This window comes from Serratia sp. EWG9 (assembly GCF_019913725.1).
Classification (GTDB): domain Bacteria; phylum Pseudomonadota; class Gammaproteobacteria; order Enterobacterales; family Enterobacteriaceae; genus Serratia; species Serratia ureilytica.
Genome location: NZ_JADNRO010000006.1, coordinates 204,928 through 228,470, shown reverse-complemented (window position 1 = coordinate 228,470; position 23,543 = coordinate 204,928). Strand labels below are relative to the sequence as shown.

General features: G+C 62.0%; 21 protein-coding genes and 2 pseudogenes. 7 read left to right on the top strand and 16 right to left on the bottom strand.

Annotated features, from left to right (window positions below):
• The first annotated feature begins 2 nt into the window (after nucleotides 1-2).
• Entirely contained in the window at nucleotides 3-263 is a 261-nt protein-coding gene (yfaE, locus tag ITX55_RS15665) for a class I ribonucleotide reductase maintenance protein YfaE (RefSeq protein WP_015378558.1), read from the top strand.
• Between the two features lie 59 nt (nucleotides 264-322).
• Here yfaE and ITX55_RS15660 read toward each other — a convergent pair whose 3' ends face one another.
• Nucleotides 323-475 (bottom strand): Hok/Gef family protein, encoded by a 153-nt coding sequence (locus ITX55_RS15660; protein ID WP_004935921.1) that lies wholly within the window; start codon nucleotides 473-475, stop codon nucleotides 323-325.
• Between the two features lie 231 nt (nucleotides 476-706).
• Nucleotides 707-1,423, bottom strand: a complete 717-nt coding sequence (locus tag ITX55_RS15655; protein ID WP_255612370.1) for a helix-turn-helix domain-containing protein — start codon at nucleotides 1,421-1,423, stop codon at nucleotides 707-709.
• Between the two features lie 312 nt (nucleotides 1,424-1,735).
• Between ITX55_RS15655 and ITX55_RS15650 the strand changes: the two genes are divergently transcribed.
• On the top strand, nucleotides 1,736-2,533 hold the full coding sequence (locus ITX55_RS15650) for an NAD(P)/FAD-dependent oxidoreductase (RefSeq protein ID WP_255612369.1): 798 nt from the start codon (nucleotides 1,736-1,738) through the stop codon (nucleotides 2,531-2,533).
• Nucleotides 2,518-2,850, top strand: a complete 333-nt coding sequence (locus ITX55_RS24080) for an NAD(P)/FAD-dependent oxidoreductase (protein WP_255612368.1) — start codon at nucleotides 2,518-2,520, stop codon at nucleotides 2,848-2,850. The genes ITX55_RS15650 and ITX55_RS24080 overlap by 16 nt, the downstream gene beginning before the upstream one ends.
• A 3-nt stretch (nucleotides 2,851-2,853) precedes the next feature.
• Here the strand turns inward: ITX55_RS24080 and ITX55_RS15645 are convergent.
• A pseudogene (locus tag ITX55_RS15645) lies at nucleotides 2,854-4,049 on the bottom strand (nicotinamide mononucleotide deamidase-related protein YfaY).
• A gap of 245 nt (nucleotides 4,050-4,294) precedes the next feature.
• Between ITX55_RS15645 and tyrP the strand changes: the two are divergent.
• Nucleotides 4,295-5,503 (top strand): tyrosine transporter TyrP, encoded by a 1,209-nt coding sequence (gene tyrP / locus ITX55_RS15640; protein WP_004935940.1) that lies wholly within the window; start codon nucleotides 4,295-4,297, stop codon nucleotides 5,501-5,503.
• Between the two features lie 61 nt (nucleotides 5,504-5,564).
• Here the strand turns inward: tyrP and ITX55_RS15635 are convergent, their stop codons facing one another.
• Nucleotides 5,565-6,104: a YfaZ family outer membrane protein gene (locus ITX55_RS15635; RefSeq protein WP_033643844.1), complete on the bottom strand. Its 540-nt coding sequence runs from the start codon at nucleotides 6,102-6,104 to the stop codon at nucleotides 5,565-5,567.
• Nucleotides 6,105-6,442: 338 nt separating this feature from the next.
• Between ITX55_RS15635 and katA the strand changes: the two genes are divergently transcribed.
• Entirely contained in the window at nucleotides 6,443-7,879 is a 1,437-nt protein-coding gene (katA, locus tag ITX55_RS15630) for a catalase KatA (protein WP_033651930.1), read from the top strand.
• 43 nt (nucleotides 7,880-7,922) lie between these two features.
• On the opposite strand, the gene menE is transcribed toward katA, so the two are convergent.
• The 8 genes and pseudogenes from menE to idnO all read right to left on the bottom strand — a co-directional run bounded on the left by menE (nucleotide 7,923) and on the right by idnO (nucleotide 16,183).
• Nucleotides 7,923-9,308 carry an o-succinylbenzoate--CoA ligase gene (gene menE, locus ITX55_RS15625; RefSeq protein ID WP_108681615.1) on the bottom strand — a complete coding sequence of 462 codons (1,386 nt, stop codon included), beginning with the start codon at nucleotides 9,306-9,308 and terminating at the stop codon, nucleotides 7,923-7,925.
• Nucleotides 9,296-10,279 (bottom strand): o-succinylbenzoate synthase, encoded by a 984-nt coding sequence (menC, locus tag ITX55_RS15620; RefSeq protein WP_033643847.1) that lies wholly within the window; start codon nucleotides 10,277-10,279, stop codon nucleotides 9,296-9,298. The genes menE and menC overlap by 13 nt, the downstream gene beginning before the upstream one ends.
• Entirely contained in the window at nucleotides 10,279-11,136 is an 858-nt protein-coding gene (gene menB / locus ITX55_RS15615; protein ID WP_089197260.1) for a 1,4-dihydroxy-2-naphthoyl-CoA synthase, read from the bottom strand. Before menB ends, menC begins: the two co-directional genes overlap by 1 nt.
• Nucleotides 11,137-11,147: 11 nt before the next feature.
• Entirely contained in the window at nucleotides 11,148-11,918 is a 771-nt protein-coding gene (gene menH / locus ITX55_RS15610) for a 2-succinyl-6-hydroxy-2,4-cyclohexadiene-1-carboxylate synthase (RefSeq protein WP_089197261.1), read from the bottom strand.
• Nucleotides 11,915-13,590: pseudogene (menD, locus tag ITX55_RS15605) on the bottom strand (2-succinyl-5-enolpyruvyl-6-hydroxy-3-cyclohexene-1-carboxylic-acid synthase). The gene menH and the pseudogene menD overlap by 4 nt, the downstream one beginning before the upstream one ends.
• Nucleotides 13,591-13,970: 380 nt before the next feature.
• Complete coding sequence (elaB, locus tag ITX55_RS15600) at nucleotides 13,971-14,282, bottom strand: stress response protein ElaB (RefSeq protein ID WP_033643850.1); 312 nt, start codon at nucleotides 14,280-14,282, stop codon at nucleotides 13,971-13,973.
• 81 nt (nucleotides 14,283-14,363) lie between these two features.
• Nucleotides 14,364-15,395, bottom strand: a complete 1,032-nt coding sequence (idnD, locus tag ITX55_RS15595) for an L-idonate 5-dehydrogenase (RefSeq protein ID WP_033643851.1) — start codon at nucleotides 15,393-15,395, stop codon at nucleotides 14,364-14,366.
• Nucleotides 15,396-15,418: 23 nt separating this feature from the next.
• Nucleotides 15,419-16,183: a gluconate 5-dehydrogenase gene (idnO, locus tag ITX55_RS15590; RefSeq protein WP_033643852.1), complete on the bottom strand. Its 765-nt coding sequence runs from the start codon at nucleotides 16,181-16,183 to the stop codon at nucleotides 15,419-15,421.
• Between the two features lie 268 nt (nucleotides 16,184-16,451).
• On the opposite strand from idnO, the gene ITX55_RS15585 reads away from it, so the two are divergent.
• The gene (locus ITX55_RS15585; protein ID WP_089192059.1) at nucleotides 16,452-17,435 is read left to right on the top strand and encodes a LacI family DNA-binding transcriptional regulator; all 984 of its coding nucleotides are present in this window, start codon (nucleotides 16,452-16,454) and stop codon (nucleotides 17,433-17,435) included.
• Here ITX55_RS15585 and ITX55_RS15580 read toward each other — a convergent pair.
• Nucleotides 17,415-17,924, bottom strand: a complete 510-nt coding sequence (locus ITX55_RS15580) for a DUF1097 domain-containing protein (RefSeq protein WP_108681619.1) — start codon at nucleotides 17,922-17,924, stop codon at nucleotides 17,415-17,417. The genes ITX55_RS15585 and ITX55_RS15580 overlap by 21 nt on opposite strands.
• A gap of 130 nt (nucleotides 17,925-18,054) precedes the next feature.
• Nucleotides 18,055-19,290: an MFS transporter gene (locus ITX55_RS15575; RefSeq protein ID WP_072627279.1), complete on the bottom strand. Its 1,236-nt coding sequence runs from the start codon at nucleotides 19,288-19,290 to the stop codon at nucleotides 18,055-18,057.
• Between the two features lie 288 nt (nucleotides 19,291-19,578).
• Here ITX55_RS15575 and ITX55_RS15570 point away from each other — a divergent pair, with 288 nt between their 5' ends.
• Nucleotides 19,579-20,454, top strand: a complete 876-nt coding sequence (locus ITX55_RS15570; RefSeq protein ID WP_047574272.1) for a LysR family transcriptional regulator — start codon at nucleotides 19,579-19,581, stop codon at nucleotides 20,452-20,454.
• Between the two features lie 59 nt (nucleotides 20,455-20,513).
• Here ITX55_RS15570 and nuoN read toward each other — a convergent pair whose 3' ends face one another.
• Nucleotides 20,514-21,971, bottom strand: a complete 1,458-nt coding sequence (gene nuoN / locus ITX55_RS15565) for an NADH-quinone oxidoreductase subunit NuoN (RefSeq protein WP_033635324.1) — start codon at nucleotides 21,969-21,971, stop codon at nucleotides 20,514-20,516.
• 6 nt (nucleotides 21,972-21,977) lie between these two features.
• Nucleotides 21,978-23,507, bottom strand: a complete 1,530-nt coding sequence (nuoM, locus tag ITX55_RS15560) for an NADH-quinone oxidoreductase subunit M (RefSeq protein ID WP_033643857.1) — start codon at nucleotides 23,505-23,507, stop codon at nucleotides 21,978-21,980.
• Nucleotides 23,508-23,543 lie beyond the last annotated feature (36 nt).

The following is a 23,543-nucleotide window of genomic DNA, read 5'->3' as shown; positions in this document are numbered from 1 at the left end:
CGATGGCGACGCCAACCGTAACGCTGCGCGCCGCCGGCACGCAGCTCTCTTGCCCTAACAGTGAAAACTGCCTGCTCGACGTGCTGGAACTGCACGACGTGCAGGTGGAGTACCAATGCCGCTCCGGCTATTGCGGCGCCTGCCGCCTGAAGCTGGTGAAAGGCGAAGTGGCCTACCGCCAACAGCCGCTGGCGTTTATCAACGCCGGTGAAATCCTGCCCTGCTGCTGCATGCCGCTGACGGATATCGAGCTGGAAATGTAAAGTCGGGTGCCGGAAACCGCGCCTGGAGACCAGAAGGCGGGGTTGCCCCCGCCCTAGGATTACCGCTTCACCTCACACGCCAACCTGATCAGGATAGTGATATTTTCCTGGTAGATTTTCAGCTCGCACAGCGAGTCTCTTATCATCCAGATAAATAACAAAACCGTAATACATACAACGGTTAGCGAATGAAACACATGCCTTAAGCGCATGCTTGCCTCCTTGCTGTGAAGGGGCTACCATACCGGTGTCTAGGCGGTATGTGCAGCCCCATTCTGATTGAGAGTCAGTCTGGGGCTTTCATCTATCCGCCTTGTCACACAATGCCCAAGACGAACAGTCTCAAGCACCCGTCAAGAGAGTAACAGCATTCCCTCACCGCGAATATCCCCTATAAGATTATGATTAATCAGGGATATATAACTATCCTCAAAGTATTTCCCTTAGCGCCCCTTTCCCGCCGATGTGGAAAAATAACGCGCCGGGGAATCGCCGAAGGCTTTACGAAACATGGCGATAAAATTGCTCGGCGAGGCATACCCCAGCGCCTCCGCAATCTGCAGCACCGTTTCGCCTTCGGCCAGCTTCGCCAACGCATATGACAACCGAGCCTGCTGACGCCACTGGGCAAAACTCAACCCCGTCTCGCCGATCATCAGCCGCCGCAGGGTACGCGGCGACATCGCCCCCCATTCAGCCCACGCCTCCAGTGAACGTTCGCTCCCCGGTTGCGCCAGCAAGGCCTGCAGAACGCCGGCCAGGCGCGGATGGGACGACATCGGTAAATACAGCGGCTCCGTCGGCGCCAGCCGTATCTCGTCACGCATCACCTGCGCCATACGCTCCTGCTCCAGGGTAAGCGCGCTGCGTTTGTCCCAACCTTCCGCACGCTGAGCCAGCGCCTGTAGCACTGCGCTGATGCCGATAACGCAAGGTGTATTCGACAGATCGTGGCAGGCCTCCGGCGCCAGCAGTAAACTCCAGCCGCTCAGCGCGCCGCAAACCTGCACCCGGTGCTCCGTCGCCGGCGGGATCCAACCCGCCCGCTGAGGCGGCAGCACCCAATCGCCCTGCGCCGTGCTTACATGCAGCAAACCGCTTTCAACGCACAGCAACTGCCCGCGCACATGCTGATGCCAGTCGTATTCGCGCGTGCCCAACCGATACTCCCGGCCTGCCGCGTCGCGGCGCCGAGGGCGATCAGCCAGGGGCCCGTCGACCATTCGCTGCAGTCAGCGTCGAGGGCGTGAAGGTTCGCATTCATATTGGCCACTAATCACTATTTTTAGTCCAGATACCGTTATACCAACCTTTTCCTGCACCGACATAATGAAATGCTTCCGGCCGCGACCGTCTGCGGCCACTGACTCACGAGGGAACATGATGACAACACTCAGCATTGGCATTATCGGCGCCGGCCCGGCGGCCTGTGTCTGGCTCAGGGACTGCGCCGCTTTGGCATCCACGCCACGGTGTTTGAACGCGACACCACACCGCAAGCACGCGATCAGGGCTACCGGCTGCGCATCGATCCGTCGGGCCAGCAGGCGCTGGCCGCCTGCCTGCCGCCGACGCACTACCGCTTGTTCTGCGCCGGCAGCGCGCAAAACAGCGGCGAGATCAATCTATGGGATCCGCAGCTTGCCCCGCTCATCGGCCGGCGCCCCGAGCACTGGTTGCCCTCCAGCCAGCACCAAACACAAGAACCGGGCGGCGATCTCGGCATTCATCGCCAAACGCTGCGCGAGATCCTGCTTGCCGGCCTGCAAGACCGGGTGCGTTTCGGCCATACCTTGCGTGAATTTGCACAAACGCCGCAGGGTGTGGAACTTCAGTTCGCCAACGGCGAACACGTGCGGGTCGATGTGCTGATCGCCGCCGACGGCGTCAACTCGCTGGTGCGGCGGCGCTGCCTGCCCGAGGCTGGGCCAGAAGACAGCGGTGCGGTCACCCTCTACGGCAAAACGCCGCTCGATGCGGCGACCCGGGCCCAATTGGCCCCTGAACTGCTGAACGGCGTATCGGTGATCTTCGCCGACGGCGTGTCGCTGGTGGTTGAACCGATGCGCTTTCAGGCCCCCATGGCGCAACTGGCGGCCGACTACGCGCCCGATTGCCGCCTCTCGCCGGTCGACGACTATCTCTATTGGGCCTGTATCGGTTCGGCTGAACGTCTCGGCGGAGCCCCGGGACTGGAGGAGAACACCGCGTTGCAGGCGCGCGTACAGCATATCTCGCAAGGATGGGCGCCGCCTTGCAAACGGCGTTAGCGCTGGCGGATCCCCTGTCGCTCAGCGTGCGGGCGGTGCAGGTTACGGCGACGATGCCGGAATGGCACAGCGAACGCATCGCCTTTCTCGGCGACGCCGTGCACGCCATGAGCCCGGCAGGTGGGCTCGGCGCCAACACCGCGCTGGTAGACGCCGCCAGCCTGGCGGCGCATCTGGCGCACTCAGACAGCGCCGCGCAGGCGCTCAGGAACTACGGTACAGAGCTGCAAACGCGAGGCGCGGCGGCAATACATCTTTCACGCCTGGCGTCCGAACGGCTACAACAAAACAGTGAGGCAGACAACTCAGCGCCATGAGCGTCACTCGATAATTTCCACCACCTCCAGCCAGGCGTTTTTACCGCACGCCTGGCCCCCATTCAGCCAACGGCGCAGCATATCCAGCGCCAGCATCGCCACCGACTCCTGCCGCAGCCGCAGCCCGTGGCGCGACGCGCGATAACGCACGGTCTGGCCAATCCCGCCGCGCGGCGTGTGCAGCGCAATGCTCACCTGCTCATCGCGCATGGCGCTGACCGCCAACGCCAACGGCGCGCCGGTCAATTCCGCCAGCGAGCGGCGCGCGCCAGCGTCGTTTCCAGCGTTTCGATGCAGTGGGCCGGCAGCAGCTCTCCCCCCGCCAGCGGCGCGCCTTCGCTCTGCAGCTGCAGGTTGATCAAGCCGCCGCTGAATTGCTCGCTCAACGCCAGCTTCAGCCCTTGCTGATTCAGGCGCTGCGTCAGCGTCGCCGGCAACCCGACGGTGCCTTCGAAGATGCAGTTGTCCCCCGCTACCTCGCGCACGCGTCGCCAGGCCAGCTCCATCTCCGCGCGCCGGCTTTCCGGCCCGGTCAGCTTCAGCTCAATGATCGGGCTGGACGAGCGGTAACCCAGCACCACGTCCGGCGGCAGCGGCAGGCTGTCCAGTTCGGCGGCCAGATCGCTCTCGGAGGTGCCGAACGTCGTCAGGCGCAGACACAGCGGCGGCGCCGGCAAAGTGAAGCGCTGGCGCAGACGCGGCACGATCTGCTGTTCGACCATCACTTTGAATTCCGAAGGCACGCCGGGGGTGAAAAACATCAGGCATTGGTTCAGCTGCAACGCGAAACCGCAGGCGGTGCCCACCGGGTTATCCAGCATTTCCGCATTGGCCGGGATCTGCGCCTGCTTGCGGTTGGAAGGGGCCATCGGCCGCCCGCGCTCGGCGAAATAGGCTTCCATACGCGCCAGCCAGTCAGCCCGTTCAATCAGCTCTACGCCGCAGGCTTTCGCGGCGGCCAGCGCGCTCAAATCGTCGCTGGTCGGCCCCAGGCCGCCGTTGACAATCAGCACATCGGCGATATGGCTGCGTTCCTGCAGGATCTCGATCAAAGCAGAGAGGCTGTCCCCTACCGTTTCCCGCCCGCTCATCGGCACGCCCTGCTGGAACAGGTAGTCCGCCAGCCAGGCGGCGTTGGTATCAATAATTTGCCCGTGCAGCACCTCATCGCCGGTGCTGAGCATCTCCACCCTTAACATTGATCTCTCCCACATTTTTTGGTCATTCCACTATAGAAGCCCGTAAATAACTTTTCACTAGCCGCCGTCGGATTATTTCCGCCATCGCGTCGTTCATCATGCGCCATGCCGCCCGCAAGATTGTAAACTTTAGTTTACAATGCGCGTAACGCCGGTTTGACACAAATTAGGGCTTCCACTATCCTGCCATCCTCATAAATCGTTACCTATAATTTTCAAAATCTTTCGGCTGGTAGAGAAAAAACGTGAAGAATCGCACTCTTGGCAGTGTTTTTATCGTGGCGGGCACCACCATTGGCGCCGGGATGCTGGCGATGCCGCTGGCGGCGGCCGGCGTCGGTTTCGGCGTCACGCTGGCCTTACTGGTCGGGCTGTGGCTGTTGATGTGTTACACCGCGCTGTTACTGGTAGAGGTTTACCAGCATGAGCAGGCGGATACCGGTCTGGGCACGCTCGCCAAACGTTATCTCGGCGGCGGCGGCCAGTGGCTGACCAGCTTTAGCATGATGTTCCTGATGTACGCCCTCACCGCCGCCTACATTAGCGGCGCCGGCGAACTGCTCGCCACCAGCATCAGCCAATGGACATCGCAGGACTTCCCGGTGTCGCTCGGCGTCCTGCTGTTCACCCTGGTGGCCGGCGGCGTGGTGTGCATCGGCACCCACTCGGTCGACTTGTTCAACCGCATCCTGTTCAGCGCGAAAGTGGTGTTTCTGGTGGTGATGCTCGGCCTGATGTTGCCGAATATCCACCAGACCAATCTGATGACGTTGCCGCTGGAGCAAGGCCTGGCGTTATCGGCCATTCCGGTGATCTTCACCTCATTCGGCTTCCACGGCAGCGTGCCGAGCATCGTCAACTACATGGGCGGCAACATCCGCAAACTGCGTTGGGTGTTCATCATCGGCAGCGCCATCCCGCTGATCGCCTATATCTTCTGGCAGCTGGCGACGTTGGGCAGTATCAGCTCCGACACCTTCGTCGGCATTCTGGCGCAGCAGGCCGGGCTGAATGGCCTGTTGCAGGCGGTGCGTGATGCAGTAGCTTCGCCGCACGTTGAACTGGCGGTGCACCTGTTCGCCGATCTGGCGCTGGCGACCTCGTTCCTCGGCGTTGCGCTTGGGCTGTTCGATTTCCTGGCTGACCTGTTCAAGCGGCAAGATAACGTGCGTGGCCGCCTGCAAACCGGCGCCATCACCTTCCTGCCGCCGCTGGCCTTCGCGCTGTTCTATCCGCGCGGTTTCGTGCTGGCGCTGGGTTTCGCCGCCATCGCCCTGTCGGTGCTGGCGCTGCTGCTGCCTTCGCTGCTGGTGTGGAAAACTCGCCAAAAGCATCAGGCGCAGTACCGCGTCTGGGGCGGCACCCCTGCGCTGGCGCTGGTGTTTGTCTGTGGGGTAACGGTGATCGCCATCCAACTGGGCATCGCCAGCGGCATGCTGCCGGCGGTCGGGTAAGCGACGAAAGACAAGGAATGATAAAGAGAAAGGGGCCGCCATGGCCCCTTTTTGCTGAGCGTCAGAAGCTCAGACCGACACCGACATAAGGGCCATCGGCCAGGGTGTTGTCGCGACGCCCGTCTTTGCCTTCCATCTGCATGTAACGGTAGCCCACGTCCACGCTCAGCGGACGGAACTTCCAGCGCAGGCCGCCGCTGGCTTCGTTATAGGCCTTCACGCCGCTGGTGAAAGACTCAGGGGCAAAATAACCTTCGCCGTGCAGGCTGAAGTAACGGTTAATTTCCCACTCCAGGCCGCCGCCCAGCGCCACCGCCCCGCCGCTTTTCCCGTCTTTCGGGCTGAGGTACAGCGCTTTGGCGCCCACGGTCGCCGTCAACGGCCCCAGCGGCACGCCGAAGTTCAACCCCACGCTGCCGACGTTGCCGTCATGGTCGCTGCGCGCCCAGTTGCCGGTCAGGCCCAGACCTGAAGAGCCGGTGCTCATACCAACGCCCAGGTTGGTGTAGTGTTGCCCGGCTTCGCCCGACACGCTGATGGCGTTCGCCGCGCCGGTCACAAACAGCAATCCTGCCGCGCACGCGACCCAAGTCTTTTTCATCATCTTTCCCTCTGGTTTGTCATCCGTACCGAATGATCGAATCAACGCAAAATAATAACGTCATGAGTCTATACCAAAGCGCAATGAGTATTTAAGGGATAAAAGCGAAAAAATTCTTCAATAATCAAATAAATGTAAAAATTTGCAAACAAAAATCCATATTCGTCAAGGCGATGCCAACGATAACCGAGACCTATTTGCCGTCGCTCGGCAATAGGGCTACAACTAGTAGTGGCTTTGACCAAGGTCAGGGGAAGAAGCCCCGCCAAAGGACTATGCTGATGAACGCTTAAACCGCCCGAATCTTTACTTAACTGCACTACGATAAGGAGCAAGTGATGAGCAAGAAAGGACTGACCACCGCAGCCGGCGCCCCGGTTGTCGATAACAATAACGTGATCACCGCGGGCAAACGCGGCCCGATGCTGTTGCAGGACGTGTGGTTCCTGGAAAAACTGGCCCACTTCGACCGCGAGGTCATCCCCGAGCGCCGCATGCACGCCAAAGGATCCGGCGCCTACGGCACCTTTACCGTCACCCATGACATCACCCGCTACACGCGCGCCAAGATCTTCTCCGAAATCGGTAAGCAGACCGACATGTTCATCCGCTTCTCCACCGTCGCCGGTGAGCGCGGCGCGGCCGACGCCGAACGCGACATTCGCGGTTTCGCCATGAAGTTCTATACCGAAGAAGGCAACTGGGATTTGGTGGGCAACGATACGCCGGTGTTCTATCTGCGCGATCCGCTGAAATTCCCCGATCTCAATCACGTGGTGAAACGTGATCCGCATACCAACCTGCGTAATCCAGTGTACAAGTGGGATTTCTTCTCTCACCTGCCGGAATCGCTGCACCAGCTGACCATCGACTTCAGCGATCGCGGCATTCCCAAGTCCTACCGCCACATGCACGGTTTCGGCAGCCACACCTTCAGCTTTATCAATGCCGCCAACGAGCGCTTCTGGGTGAAATTCCACTTCCGCTGCGAACAAGGCATTGAAAACCTGATGGATGAAGAAGCGGAAGCGATCATCGCCAAGGATCGCGAAAGCTCACAGCGCGATCTGTTCGATGCGATCAAACGCGGCGACTTCCCGCGCTGGAAACTGCAAATTCAGATCATGCCGGAACACGAAGCCTCGCAGACGCCGTATAACCCGTTCGATCTGACCAAGGTCTGGCCGCACGGCGACTACCCGCTGATCGACGTCGGCTTTTTCGAGCTGAACCGCAACCCCGACAACTACTTCTCCGAGGTCGAGCAGGTGGCGATGAACCCCGCTAACGTGGTGCCGGGCATCAGTTTCTCGCCGGATAAAATGCTGCAGGGCCGCCTGTTCTCCTATGGCGATGCGCACCGCTACCGCCTGGGCGTCAACCACCACCAGATCCCGGTGAACGGCGCCAAATGCCCGTTCCACAACTATCATCGCGACGGCGCGATGCGCGTGGACGGCAACAGCGGCAACGGCGCAACCTACGAACCGAACAGCTTTGGCCTGTTCCAGGAACAGCCGGACTTCAGCGAACCGCCGCTGAGCATTGAAGGCGCGGCCGACCACTGGAATCATCGTGAAGACGACGATTACTACAGCCAGCCGCGCGCGCTGTTCAACCTGCTGAGCGCCGAAGAGCACCAGCGCATGTTCACCCGCATCGCCGGCGAACTGTCGCAGGTGCCGGAACACATCCAGCGCCGTCAGGTCGAGCTGTTCACCAAGGTGCACCCGGACTACGGCGCCGGCGTCGCCAAGGCGTTGGGACTGAAATAACCCGCCGTCATCATTCGCTCAGCCGCCCTTTCGGGCGGCTTTTTTATGCCTGACGCAGGCGCTCCGCCACCCACGCCTGCAACCGGCGGCGCGAAATCTTGATGCCGCCGTTTTTCAGCTCATCAGGCAGCGGAAGCAATGCCGTCGGGCGTTGGAAATTGGCGAGCTTATCCTGCGACCAGGCGAGCAGCGTCGCCAGCGACAGCGACGGATCGCCGTCGATCACCGCCACCGGCCGCTGGCCGAATTCGGCGTCCGCCACCGGCACCACAAACGCCTGCGTGATCTGCGGATGCGCCACCAGCACGCGTTCGATATCTTCCGGCTGCACCCCTTCGCCGCCGCTGAAAAACAGGTTGTCCAGCCGGCCGAGAATTCGCAGTTCCCCCTCGATCATCGCGCCGCGATCGCGGGTCGGGAACCAGCCCTGCTCATCGGCCAACGGCTGCAGATGCCCATGGCGCCAGTAGCCAAGCGCCAGGCTGTCGGCGCGGATCCAGACCTCTTCATCCACCAGTTTTACCTCGCGGCCGCCGAGCGGCAGGCCGACACCCGCCCGCGCATCGGCGCGCTTGGCGCACACCGTGGAGGCCAGTTCGGTCAGCCCGTAGCCGCACCAGCAACGGATCCCCGCCGCCTCCGCCCGTTCGGTCAGTTCCACCGGGATCATCGCGCCGCCGAGCAGCACCGCCTTCAGCGTCATGCCCGCCAGCGGTTGCGCCAGCAGCCGCCACAGCTGGGTCGGCACCAACGAGGCATGCGTGCATCCCGCCAACGCCTCGTTCAGCGGGTGCATCTCGCGCACCGCCAACCGGGCGCCCGCCGCCAGCCAGCGCCAGACAATGCCCTGTCCGGAAACGTGAAACAGCGGCAATGACAGCAGCCAGCAATCCTCGCGCTGAAACGCCATCAGCCCCAACACCCCGGCGGCGCTGGCCAGATGGTTGGCATAGCTGTGCGCGGCCGCTTTCGGCATGCCGCTAGAACCGGAGGTCAACGTCAGCGTCGCCAGACGCTGCGCATCCCACGTCGGCAGGTCTGGCCAACGCGGCTCGGTTGACGGCGGGGTCAATCGAATCACGTCTTCCGACAGCGCCGGCAACGAGTCCGGGCCGAAGACAAAGGTCATATCCAATTCCGGCAACAGCTGCGCCAGCAGCGGCGTCGGCAAGGCGGGATTGAGCGGCAACAGGCGTGCGCCGCACTGCAACAGCGCCAGATAGGCCAGCAGCAGTGGATAGCTGTTTTTACCGCACAGCGCCACGCCGCAGCCCGGTTCAACGCCCTGATGCTGGAAATCCGCCGCCAGCTCATCCACCTGGCTCTGCAACGCCAGCCAGCTCAGCGGTTGTTCGCCGAGCATCAGCGCCGTCGCCTGCGGCTGAGTGCGCGCCCAGTGTCGCCACGGCCAATCGTTCAACGGCGCCATAGGCACTCCAGCGCCGAGACATCCAGCAGCGGCAACGCGCTGCCCGGCCACGGGCGCAGCACCTGCGCCTGCATCAACCCCAGCGTGTCCAGGCCCGGCACGGTATCCGGCGTCAGCCAATGGGCGATGCGCGCCAGTTGAGTCAACCCCAGGCTGGATTCGAGGCTGGAGCTGATCACCGCCGTCAGGCCCGCCGCGTGCGCCTGCGCCACCAGCGTCTGGCAACGCGCCAGGCTGCCGACCAGCGTCGGCTTGATCACGATGGCCGCCACGCCCGGCTCGGCCTGCACCACAAAGTCCGCCTCCCGCACGCTCTCATCCCAGGCGATGGCGATACCGGTCGCCCGGGCGAAGTCGCGCGATTCATCACGGGTCTTGCAGGGCTCTTCCAGGAAGGCGATGCGATCGCGCCACGCCGGGTTAACGTACCTGGCGAAGCCGTCGGCCTTGGCGCGGGTCCAGCTGCGGTTGGCGTCCAGCCGCAGCCGCAGATCCGGCAGCGCCTCCAGCAACACGTTGACGATCATGCCGTCCCGCACCGCCTCATACAGCCCCACCTTCACCTTGGCGACTTTCTCGCCCGGCAAAGCGCTCAATGTCTCGAACAGCTCATCCGGATCGCCGGTGCACAGCGGCGCCTTGCGAAAATCCGCCTGCATCGGCAAACGCTGCTCCAGCTCGGCCTGCGCACAGCTGAGCCCAAAGGCCACCGAGGGCAGCGCGCTGTGCTCCGGTTCGTTGCCCGCCAACCACGCCTGCAGCCAGCCCAACGCGGCCTGTTCGGCCTGCGCCGGCGTTTCCCGGCTGAATTCCGGCAGCGGCGCGATCTCGCCCCAACCTTCACGCTCGCCCTGACACAGCTGCACCACCCATCCGTCACGCGTTTTCAACCGTTGATTGCGCAGCACCACGCCCGCCTCCATCGGCAGGCTGTAACGGTATAGCGCCGCGCTGCGGTTTGCCCCGCTCATTACGGGTTACGCTTGAATTTGCTGAAGTCCGGTTGGCGCTTCTCGTTGAACGCGTTGCGCCCTTCCTGCCCTTCGTCGGTCATGTAGAACAGCATGGTGGCGTTGCCCGCCAGCTCCTGCAAACCGGCCTGGCCGTCGCAGTCGGCATTCAGCGCCGCCTTCAGGCAGCGCAGCGCCATCGGGCTGTTCTGCAGCATTTCGCGGCACCAGCGCACCGTCTCTTTTTCCAGATCGGCCAGCGGCACGACGGTATTGACCAGGCCCATGTCCAGCGCGGCGGCGGCGTCGTACTGGCGGCACAGGAACCAGATTTCGCGCGCCTTCTTCTGGCCGACGATGCGCGCCATGTAAGACGCGCCCCAGCCGCCGTCGAACGAGCCCACTTTCGGGCCGGTCTGGCCGAAGATGGCGTTATCCGCCGCGATGGTCAGATCGCACATCATGTGCAGCACGTGGCCGCCGCCGATCGAATAGCCGGCCACCATCGCCACCACCGGCTTCGGGCAGGTGCGGATCTGGCGCTGGAAGTCCAGCACGTTGAGGTGATGTACGCCGCTGTCGTCGCGATAGCCGCCGTAGTCGCCGCGCACTTTCTGATCGCCGCCGGAGCAGAAGGCCTTATCGCCGGCGCCGGTCAGAATAATGACGCCGATGCCGTCGTCGTAACGGGCGTTGGCCAGCGCGTCGATCATCTCTTTGACCGTTTGCGGGCGAAACGCGTTGCGCACCTGCGGCCGGTTGATGGTGATTTTGGCGATGCCGTCGGCGGACTTGTGATACAGAATGTCTTCGAAATCGCCGGTGCAATCCTGCCAGGCGATAGCGGCATACAGGTATTCTTCATTCGGATAAAGCATGTTCGGTTCCTTTAACCAGGGTTAACGAGAAAGGTCTGCAGCTCGGCGACGAAATCCTGCGGATTGGCCAGATGCGCGTTGTGGCCGGCCTGCGGCACGATGCGCAACGGCAACCCGGCGTCGCGCGCCAGCCGTTGAAATTTGGGGTCGTTCTCACCGCACAGCACCCGCAGCGGCACGGTCAGTTGGCGCAGCTGCGACGCCAGATAAGGCTGTCTCCCGAGCGAGGTGGCTTCGAGCATGTCGGCAATCGCCGGGCCGCTGTTGACCGAACGCGCGGCGATCAGCGCCTGGCGGTGCACATGGCTAAGCTCTTTGAACACCGGCTGCTGATACCAGTCCGCCAGGACTTCGGCAATCGGCTCACTGCGAAAACGCGCCGCCCATCGCGCATCCTGCTCGCAACGATCGCGGCGCTGTTGTTCGTCCTCAAGCCCCGGGTTGCCGCCCTCGACGATCACGCCTTGCAGGCCGTCATGGCGGCCGTGGCAAGCGTGATACATGGCGATGCGCCCGCCGAGCGAGTAGCCCACCAACCAATAACGTTCAATATTGCGCAGTTGCAGGGTCGCGGCGATTTGCGCGCTGATGTCGTCGAAGCCGCGGCAGCTCACCGCCACGGAATCGCCGTGGCCGGGCAGATCGATGGCCAGCGACGGCCATTCCGGGCAACGCGCGGCGATCACCCGCCATTCATTGTTGTTGCCCAGCAGGCCGTGCAGCCATACCAGCCACGGACGCCCCGCTTCGCCCTGTTGCAAAATTCGCGTCGCCAGCATCATTGCACCGCCATCTGTTGCACCAGGTATTGCAGGCTTTCGGCCCCTGCGCTCGGCGACACCTGCAGTTCTATCAGCGTGGCGCCGCCGCGCCGCCAGCCTTGCTCAACCGCCTGTTGCAGTTGGCGCCAGTTTTCCGGCCGCGCGTAGTCAAGCTGGAACATCGCCGCCGCGTGGCTGAACTCGACGTTCTGCGGCATGCAGTAAAAGCGTTGGCGCTCCTCGTCCGGCGTCGGCAACAGCGAGAAAATTTGGCCGCCGTTGTTATTGACGACGATCAGCACCGTCGGCGCCGAACAGTGGCGCAACAACGCCAGCGCATTGAGGTCATACAACGCGGAAAGGTCGCCCACTACCGCCAACGTCGGCCTGGCGGTGGCGCGCTGTACGCCGGCGGCGGTGGAAATCAGACCGTCGATGCCGCTGGCGCCGCGGTTGCTGAATACCGGGTAAGCGACAGGCAGCGTGGTTAACGCGTCGATCAGTCGCACCACCAGGCTGTTGCCGAGAAACAGCTGGCCGTTCTCCGGCAGCAGTTCCGGCAGGCGGTGCGCCAGCTGCGCTTCGCCAAAGTTATCGTGCAGATGCGTGGACGCCGCCGTCAGCGCCTTATCCGCCAAGGCGCCAGCCCGGCGGCCCACGGCGCGCGCGGTTGCGCCGGATGCTGCGCCAACCACTGCGCCACCCCGGCACGCAGACGCCGCCCCTGGTGCTGGGCCGGATCGAGCCGCCCCGGCAGCTCGTCGATGACCCAATACTCTTCCGGCCGACACTGCGCCTGCCACTGCAGCAAGCGTTTACCGGTCAGACTGCCGCCGAACTGCACCACCAGCTGCGCGTCTTGCAACACGCGCTGCGCCTGCGGATGAGCGAGCCATAAATCGGCGCAGGGCAGCGGTTGCCCGGTCTGCGACAGCGCATCGCCGATCAGCGGCCAGCCCAGCGTCTCGGCCCAGTCGGCCACCTGTGCGCCCTCTTCCGCGCTCATGCGGCCAGCCAGCACCACGCCGCGTTTTTGCCGCCAGAAGAACCAGTCCGGCTGCGGCGACGGCGCCGCACGCGTCTCGCTTTCCTGCAGCCAAGGCCGATCGCTCTGCCACCAGTCGCCCAGCGCGGCAGACCAATCGGCATACTGACGTTCATCGCCGCCGTACAGCGGTTCGGCGAACGGGCAGTTAATATGCAACGCGCCGTGCTGCAGGCGCGCCATCGCGCTGTCGACGCTGGAGGCCAGCCACGCGGCCGGAATATCCGGCGTAGGACGCGGCAGATCGATCGCCAACGTCGGGTGGCTGCTGTAGAGGCCGTTTTGACGGATCGCCTGATTGGCGCCGCAGTCGATCAGTTCCGGCGGCCGATCGGCGGTGAGAAACACCAGCCGCTCACCGGTCAGGCCGGCCTCGATTAAAGCCGGGTAAAGGTTCGCCGCCGCGGTGCCGGACGTGACAATCACCGCTACCGGCTCACGCGCCGCCTTCGCCAGCCCAAGCGCCAAATGGCCAAGCCCGCGTTCATCAAAGTGGGTATGACAGATAAAAGATCGGTTGGCCGCAGCGGCCAGCGTCAACGGCGTGGAGCGCGATCCCGGAGCGATACAAACATGCCGCACCCCATGGCGGGCCAGCGCCTCGAGCAGCACAGCCGCCCACCGGCGATTAAAAACACTTGTCGACATAGTTCGCTCACAAGTCAGTTAGCAGAGATCGTCCCCGGCGCAGCCGACGGACGCCGCGCCTGTAGTTACGCTCTGTATTATATGAGGTGTTATTTTCACGGCTTTTGCGCCAGCGCAAAAACGCCGTATATCCCTGGGTGTTTACACCAGATAATTATTTGATTTAGAACAAAAAATAAACAATAAATACACAAACACTTTACACCTGCGGCGACATGGTCTCAATCCGTCCGCACAAAAAACAGGGGAATAGCGCCCCGCCTGCGGCGGCTAGCGGAAAGTATAGGCGGGATATGGAAGAACTATCGGAGAAACAGCGGGATGAAGCACACAGTCTGCAGAAAAGAACGAGGCGGCTTGCGCCGCCCCTGGGCCGTGATTTATTTGCGGGCCAGCAGCAGCCCCAGCACCAGCCCGACGGTGGCGCCGATGCCTACGCTGTGCCAGGGTTTATCCCGCACATAGTCGTCGGTGCGGTGCACCGCTTCTTTGGCGCGGGCATAGTAGGATTCGCCGGTGTTCACCCAGCGCGCCTTGACCTCACTCAGCGCCTGCTCGGCGTGCGACTTGATGTCGATGTAGGCCTGATCCGCGCGATCGCCGCTGTATTGCAACACTTCTTCCAGCGTTTCGGTCAGCATTCTCAGATCGTCATCCAGCGTAGTTTGCTCAGCATCCGTATGTCTTGCCATCGTGAGATCTCCGTGGTTGAAAAATTAAGCGTTCCTACACTATAGACAACGATCGTCACCTGCGGCCATCGGACTTTTACCCTAAAACACTAATTGCACCTTGGCGGCCTGGCGCTTGTCGCCGGCAAACTCCAGCGCCTGCGCCAGTTGGTCCCCGGCGAACTCCGCCGACAGCAGCGGCAGCGGATCGACCACATCACCGGCCAGCCAGGCCACCGCCAGCGCGAATTCCTCCACGAAGCGGAAGGAGCCGAGCAGATTCAACTCCTTGGCGATCAACAGCATCAGCGGGAAATCAGGGAAGCTGCCGCCCATCCCGACCTGCACGACGGTGCCCTTGGCGCGCGTGACTTCCAGGCAGCGCTGCAGCGACGTCGGATGCCCTGCTGCCTCGAAAGCGATGTCGAAATAGCCTTTGTGTTGCTGATATACGCTGAAATCGTCGTCTGCGGCATGCAGACAGCGGTCCGCCCCCATCTGGCCGGCGAGCGCCAGACAGCGCGGGCTGAGATCGGCGCAGACGATCTCGGCGGCGCCCAGCGCTTTCAGCGCCGCCACCAGCAAACAACCGATCGGGCCGACGCCGGACACGAAAACCGTTTTACCCTTCACCGCGCCGGGCTGTTTCGCCGCGTGGATCGCCACCGCCAGCGGTTCGGCGAATACCATCACCCTGTCGTCGCGATCGGCGGCGTAAGGAATGCACTGCGCGCTATCCACCACCTTGTATTGGGTGAAAGCGCCGTCGACGTGCGGGAAATACATCGCGCTGCCGAAAAAACGCATCTCGACGCACTGATTGCTTTGCTGTGCCAGACAATATTTGCACTGCCCGCAGGGTTTGCTGGGATTGAGCGCCACCTTCTGCCCGATCGCCAGCTGCGGCGAATCGCTGGCGACCACCTCGCCGATCGCCTCGTGGCCCAGCACCATCGGCTGGCGTACCTGAAAATTGCCGACCTTCCCTTCCTGAAAGTAATGCAGGTCCGAGCCGCAGATGCCGCCGCGGCGGATTTTCACCAGCGTGCCCTGCCCCTGATAATTCACTTCTTGCGCGATCACCGCCACGTCGCGTTTGCCGTTGACCATGCAGGACTGGGTTTGAATTTTCATCTCAACACTCCACGAAAGAGGGATTACACCGCGGCGGACATGCCGCCATCGACAAACAGCAGTTGCCCATTGACGAAGCTGGAAGCGTCGGCGGCCAGGAACACCGCCGCGCCGATCAGCTCCTGCGGATCCCCCCAACGCGCGGCGGGCGTGCGCTGGGTCAGCCAGGCGGTAAAGGCCGGGTCGTCGGCCAACGCCTGTGTCATCTCGGTTTTGAAATAGCCGGGGGCAATGCCGTTGACCTGAATGTTGTAACGCGCCAACTCCACGCACATGCCGCGCGTCAGCATTTTCACCGCCCCTTTCGACGCCGCGTAAGGGGTGATGGTGTCCCGCCCCAGTTCGCTTTGCATCGAGCCGATATTGACTATCTTGCCGCGCCGGCGCGGCACCATGTAACGGGCCACGGTCTGCGACACGATGAAGACCGCCTTCTGGTTGACGGCGATGATGTCGTCCCAGTCTTGCTCCGGGAATTCGGTGAAGGGATGACGGCGCTGGATGCCGGCGTTGTTGATCAACACGTCTATCGCGCCGATGTCCGTTTCGATACGGCCGATGGCGGCATGCACCGCCTGAGAGTCGGTGACGTCGAACGCCGCCGCGTCGGCGCGCAGCCCCTCTTCGCGCAGGCGATCGGCGGCGTGCCGGGCATGTTCTTCGGTGGTGGCGTTGACCAGAATATGCGCGCCTTGCTGCGCCAGGCCGCGCGCCAGCAGAAAACCGATGCCGCGCGAGGCGCCGGTGATCAAGACGGTTTTGTTATCCAGAGAAAACAGGTTGTTCATGGTGATTCCCGGCCTTCAGGCCTCCAATCGGACAGGCCTCTATCTCAGCCGATTGTTACCGGTAAAAACGTGATGGAAATCACTGAAAATAATGTTACGAAACCCTGTTACCCTTAACGTGAACTCACGCAGACAGCGAGAGAACAAAGCCAATCTATCCAATTGAAAAATAGCCACTTTCAATAAAATCGCATGCGTTGTTATCACCAAATCGATTTGTTAACATACCGCTATCCACCCTTGCCGCGCCGCCCGTTAAGGCTACCGAATGAAACACCCCCGCGTAACGCTACAGGACATCGCGCAATTGGCCGGCGTGACCAAAATGACCGTCAGCCGTTTTCTGCGCACGCCGGACAAAGTGGCGGCCGACACCGCTGAACGCATTGCGCAGGTCATGCGGGAGCTGAACATCACTGACGTCGATACCGCACAGGCCGGCAGAAAACCGCGCATCGGCGTGTTGATCCCCTCTTTCAATAACCAGATTTTCGCCGATCTGCTGGCCGGCATCGAATCCGTCACCCAGGCGCGGGGTTATCAAACGCTGGTGGTGAACTACGATTACAGCCCGCAGCGGGAAGAAGAGCAGATTGCACAGCTGCTGGCTTATCCAATCGCCGGGCTAATCCTCACCGATTCGGCGCACACCTTGCGCGCTGAGACCTATCTCGCCGCCGCGAAAATTCCCATCGCGCAGGTGATGGATCTCGACGCGCCGCCGGGGCGGATCGCGGTGGGATTTGACAATGAACAGGCGGGGTATGACATGACCGCCGCGCTGCTGGCCAGCGGCAAACGCCATATCGTTTACTTTGGCGCCATGTCCGACGCCCGCGACACTAAACGTTACCAGGGTTACTGCCGCGCCATGGCGGCTCAGGGGCAAACGCCGCGCCAGATCACGCCGCATCGGGTCTCATCGGTTTCGATCGGCGCCGACATGCTGGCGATGGCGCGCGAACGCTACCCGCAGTTGGACGGTATCCTGTGCACCAACGACGATTTGGCGGTAGGCGTGTTGCAGGCCTGCCTGCGTCTCGGCGTGCGCGTGCCGCAGGAGGTTGCGCTATCGGGTTTTCACGGTCTGGATATCGGCCAGGCGACCACGCCGGGCATCGCCAGCGTGATCACGCCGCGCTTTGAGATGGGTAAGGCCGCCAGTGAACTGTTGCTGCAGCGGATCGCGGGCGAGCCCTGCGCCGAGCGTCTCGATCTGCACTACCGCCTCTCACTCGGCGGCACCGTTTGAGCCGGCATGCCGGCTGACCGGCTGTGCGGCGCGGGCTTTTTCGCTGCGCGCCGCCCACCACAGCCCGCTGTTTTTCATCGCATAGCCGAATAGCAGGCCCACCAGCAAAGAGAGCGTCACCAGCGGCCAGTCGCCGCCGCCGGCGAAGGTCGCACAGGCGCCGATAAAGGTGCCGGGCACGAACCCCAGCCATTGCTGTTTGGCCTGTATGCACATCAAGAACGCCACGGCGCCGGTCAGCAGATACCCCAGCAAACTCCATTGCGGCGCCAGTTCGCTGCCGTGGATGATGACCATTGCCCAGAAAACGCCGCTGCAGCAGGTCAACGCGCCGATCAACAGCCCTTTCAGGCCGCCCTGCGGGCAGGCGAAATAGGCCGTGCAGCCGAGAAAACCGGCCCAACCGATCAGGCCCAGACTGACGGCAACCCATCCCCAAACGCCGGACAGGATCCCGGTGGTGACGGCAATGGCGAAAAGAACGTTCATAAAGTGACCTGCAGCAAAAAGAAAGCGCGCAGTTTACCCGAAAACAGGCCAATTTATGCGATACAAATCACATCATAAATGTAATTAAAGAATCATTAATTATAAAAAATAGATATTCATCACAAAATAATTAGCAAGGGAACCCCACCCGGGACGTTTTCCATGCCAGCAACAGGCACACTGCGCTGCTGCTCAAGAACAGCAAATGGGTCGCCTGCTGCAGATCGACGCGATCGACCACCACGCCCAGCAAGATCGGCACCCAGTTGGCGATATAAGCGATAACGTAAAACAGAGAAAGCAAACGCGCATGGCTGGTCGGCGGCGAAATCAAGTTCACCAGGGTCGCGCTGCCGACGAAAATGGCGCCGTAGGCATAGCCGGCCACCACCAGCCCCACCGCCGCCAGCCCCAGAGAATGCCACTGGATCGCCATGGCGAACACCACTGCCGCCAGCACCTGCGCCAGGCAACCGAACAACAGCGAATGACGGGCGTTAACGCGGCGGCTCAGGATCTGGCTGATGCCGGCGATCAGCAGATACACCGCAATCGCATAGCCAAAGACGCCACGCTGGTGCATGCCTAACAGCGTTTCCGCCACGCCGGGGCCGATTGCCAAAATACTGGCGGCCAGCGCCCAACAGACAAACAGCGCGCCGGCGCACACAAAGAATTTACCGCCGGTAGCGCGCAGGCCATCGAGCAGCGTGCTTTTTTCCTGTACGGCCGGCACAGCGCGGGCCGGCGACGCAACCTGGCCACGCGGCCACAGCAGCATGACGCCCAACGCCGCCATGGCGGCAATGGCCATGATGAAAACGAACGGCAGCGTCGTAGGATGAAAACCGGTCTGCAAAGCGATGCCGCTGAAGATCGGCCCCAGCGCTAATCCGGTGGTGAATGACAGCGTTGCGATTAACGCCGCGCTTTTACCGCCGTCGCGCGGTCCAAACCGCACCAACGCGATGTTCGCCGCGCCGGTCAGCGCCCCGGTGCCTACCCCGGCCAGCAGCCGCGCCATCAGCATCATGGCAAAGGTATCAGCCAGCGCGAACAGCAGCGCGCCGCTCAACACCACCAGCAACGCCGGCACGATCATGCTGCGTAAATCCTTTACTTTGCCGGCCAGATTGCCGACGCCGAACAAAGAGATCAGCACGCCGGCGGCATAGGCGCCGTAGATGACGGTCAGACTGACCGAGCTTAGCGCAAGCTGCTGCTGATACAGCGGATAAAGCGGCGTCGGCGCGCTGCTGTTCAGCAATGCCGACATCAAAGCCAGCGCCAGGAACAGTAAAATGGCCGTGCGCGACGCCTGTGCGTTTGCTGGCGCCGCGTCCTGGATGGCGGTATTTTCTGACATGCTTCCACTCCCAAAGTCGGCAGGCGGCGGCCTGCCATCGTCGTCTTTCCTCACCCGGTCTGCCGGGAACGGCGCTTATCATAGCGTTACGGCGACGGGCGAAGTATCGTCAAGAATGAATCACCCTGATGCATTCTTGCATCACCGGAGAAATAACCGCCGATGTGCGTGCCGTTGACCGTCTTTCTCTCCCTCCAGGCGGAACAACGCTTTATGATAGATACCGGTATCGTTCGCCCGGCCCGCACTGCTCCCCTGGCGCCGACAAATCTGCAGAGAGGAAATGGCATGATGAATTGGGATGACGCGCGCTTCTTTCTGGCCGTCGCACGCTGCGGCACGTTACGTAAAGCCGCCAACCAGCTGCAGGTTGATCAGGCGACAGTCGGCCGACGTCTCACCGCCCTGGAAAACTCGCTGGGTTCGAAATTGTTTATCCGCACGCCAAAATCCTTCTCCCTCAGCCCGCTGGGCGAATCCATGCTGGCGGACATGATGAAGATGGAAAATGCCGTGCAGGCGATCGCTCGCAAAGCCGCCGGCGGCGACGAAAGTCTGTGCGGCAACGTGCGCATCGCCACCACCGATACCCTGGCCGAAGCCTTCGTGATACCGGCGCTGCAAGATCTGCGGCAACGCTATCCGGCCATCACCGTCACGCTGTTGACGGCGCTGAACATCACCGATATCGCTTACCACAGCGCGGATCTGGCGATCCGCGGCGCGCGCCCCGATGACGATGAGCTGATCATCAAACGCTTAGCCACTATCGAAATGGGCCTGTACGCCAGCCCGCACTATCTGGCGCAACGCGGCATGCCGGTCAAAGGCGAGCAGCTGCGCGGCCACGATCTGCTGATGTTCCCGCGCGAACTGGTGCCGCGCCACTGGAGCAATTTCGGCGGCGAGACCCTGTTCGAGCCCAACGCCGTGCTGCAATGCAATTCGCAGCTGTTGTTACGTTCGGCCACCCGCAGCGGGCTGGGCATCGGGCTGCTCTTGTCGTGCCTGGCCGACCACGACCCGGAACTGGTGCGCCTCTTTCCCGAGAGCAAAGACTGGGTGGATATCTGGCTGGTGCTGCACCCCGATTTGCAACGCGCCGCTCGCGTGCGCGCGGTGGTGCAGGCGCTGGAAACGTCGTTTAGCGCCCATTACGACTGAGCGCCGTTTCTCCATAAAAAAAGGCCGCCGAAGCGACCTTTTTAACGTCTGAAGCGTTATCAGAACGTCGGCTGAGCCATCTGCACCAGCGAAATCAGCGGCTGAGGATAAACCCCCAACAGCAGCACCAGCGCGGCTGAGATCAGCACCACGACGCCACCGGCGGTCAACGCCCAGTTGTTCGGGGTGTCGCGCTGCAGCGATTCCGGCGCGCTGAGGAACAGGCTGACGGTCACGCGCAGGTAGTAGTACAGGCCGATGGCGCTGCCTACCACGACCGCGCCGGTCAGCCACCACAGATGCGCGCTGACGCCCATCGCGATCACGAAGAACTTACCGATAAAGCCCAGCGTCATCGGGATACCGGCCAGCGACAGCATCATCACCGTCATTACCGCGGACAAGATTGGCTTATGCCAGAACAGACCACGGTAAGAGAACAGCGAATCCGCATCCGGGCCGCGGTATGGGCTGGACATCAGGCTGACCACGCCGAAGGCGCCCAGGCTGCTGAACAGGTAACCGGCCAGATAAACGCCGGCGGTTTCCAGCGACAGCTGATGGGTTTGCACCGCAATCAGCGCCACCAGCAGGTAGCCCAGGTGAGCGATCGACGAGTAGCCCAGCAGACGCTTGATGTTGGTCTGGCTGATGGCCATCAGGTTACCGAACAAGATGGAGCAGAACGCGATGATCGACAACACCATGCGCAGCGCTTCGTTGTCGGCGGCCGGGGCATACAGGAACAGACGCATCACGACCGCAAAGATCGCGATCTTGCTGGCGGTCGCCAGGAAGGTCGAGACCGGCGCAGGCGCGCCCTGATAAACGTCCGGCGTCCACAGTTGGAACGGCACCAGCGACAGCTTGAAGCCCAGACCGACGATCATCATGCCCATGCCGGCCAGGATCAGCGGCTGGTGCATCATGTTTTCCTGCAGGCTCTTGCCGAGGCCGGCCAGCGACAGATCGCCGGATTCGGCATACAGCAGCGCCATGCCGAACAGCAGGAACGACGACGCGGCGGCGGACAGCAGCATGTACTTGATGGCGGCTTCCAGCGGGCGCTTCTGGCGGTAGGCATAGCCCACCAGGCCGAACAGCGGCAGCGAGATCAGCTCGATACCGATGAACAGCGAAGCCAGATGGTTGGCGCTCGCCAGCAGGATGCCGCCCATGGCGGCGATCAGCACCAGCAGGTAGAACTCTTCGCGGTTATCCGGATAGCCGACCAGCCACGGATACGCGAAGGTGCAGGTCGCCAGACTCGCCAGCAGCACCAGCCCGGTGTAGAACATCGAGTAGCCGTCAACCCGCAGCAGCGGGGTGACGTCCATTGGGCCTGCCTGGCCGACAAAGTACAGCGAAAGCAGCGCCAGGTTGAGACCGATCACGGTCAGGGTGGCGTTGATAAAGTGGTCGCGTCGCCACGCAATGCCTAGCATCACAACCACCACCGTCAATCCGACGATCAACAGCGGCAGCAGTGCGATCAGTTGTTGAGGAGTTATTGTCATGGCGAATTACGGCCTTGTTGTTGAAATTGCTGAAACTGACGAACCAAACCAGTGTTGCACGTTGCTCATCGCCGCGTTGGAAGTATCCAGAATCGGCTGCGGGTAAACCCCCAGCAGAACCAGCAACACCACCAGCAGCAGAATGATGAACAGTTCGCGCGCGGTCATGCCCTGCAGCGGCTGGTCGGATTTAGGCGCACCGTAGTAAGCGCGCTGCATCATGATCAGCGAGTAAACCGAAGCGAACACCAGACCGAAGGTGGAGATCACGGTGATCACCGGCACCACCTGGTAGCTGCCGAACAGAATCATGAATTCGCCGACGAAGTTACCGGTACCCGGCATCCCCAGCGTAGCCACGGCGAAGAACAGCGACAGCGCAGGGATGAACTTGATGCGCCCCCACAGGCCGCCCATCTGACGCATGTCGCGCGTATGCAGACGTTCATACAGCTGGCCGCAGATGATAAACATGCCGGCGGCGGACAGGCCGTGCGCGATCATCTGGATAACCGCGCCCTGGTAAGCCAGCTGGCTGCCGGTGTAGATGGCGATCAGCACGAAGCCCATGTGCGATACCGAGGTGTAAGCGATAAGGCGCTTGATGTCGGTTTGCGCGAACGCCATCCAGGCGCCGTAGAAGATGCCGATCACCCCCAGCCACATGGCGATTGGCGCGAACTCGTGCGAAGCCTCAGGGAACAGCGGCAGGCTGAAACGCAGCAGGCCGTAGGCCGCGGTTTTCAGCAAGATGCCCGCCAGGTCAACGGAACCTGCGGTTGGCGCCTGGCTGTGCGCATCCGGCAACCAGCCGTGCAGCGGCACCACCGGCATTTTCACCGCGAAGGCGATGAAGAAGCCCAGCATCAGCATATATTGCACGTTGTGGGACATCGGCGTTTGCAGCAGGTCTTCGTAATCGAAGGTCCACACGCCGGTGGCGTTGTAGTGCACGAACACCAGGCCCAGGATCGCAATCAGCATCACCAGACCGCTGGCCTGGGTGTAGATGAAGAACTTGGTCGCCGCGGTGATGCGGGTTTTACCGTCCGACGCCTTGTGACCCCACAGCGCGATCAGGAAGTACATCGGCACCAACATCATTTCCCAGAAGAAGAAGAACAGGAACATGTCGATGGCGAGGAACACGCCGATAACGCCGCCCAGGATCCACAGCAGGTTGAGGTGGAAGAAGCCCTGATACTTCTGGATTTCACGCCAGGAACAGAGGATCGCCAGCACGCCCAGCAGACCGGTCAACACCACCATCAGCAGCGACAGACCGTCCAGCGCCAGGTGGATGGAGATGCCGAAGCGCGGGATCCACGGCAGCAGGAATTCGCTCTGCCACTGCGGAATGCCTTTCGGCGTAGTCAATGTATAGCCGCCCTGCATCCACAGCTGCAGAGAGAGCGCCAACGTCAGCCCCATTGCGATCAGCGCTATCCAGCGCGGCACCTTAGTACCGAAGCGCTCAAGCTGCCAGCACAGCAGACCGCCGATAAAGGGGATAAGAATTAGCCAAGGTAATAGCATGGCGTTTTGTGTCCCTTATACGAATAATTTCAAACT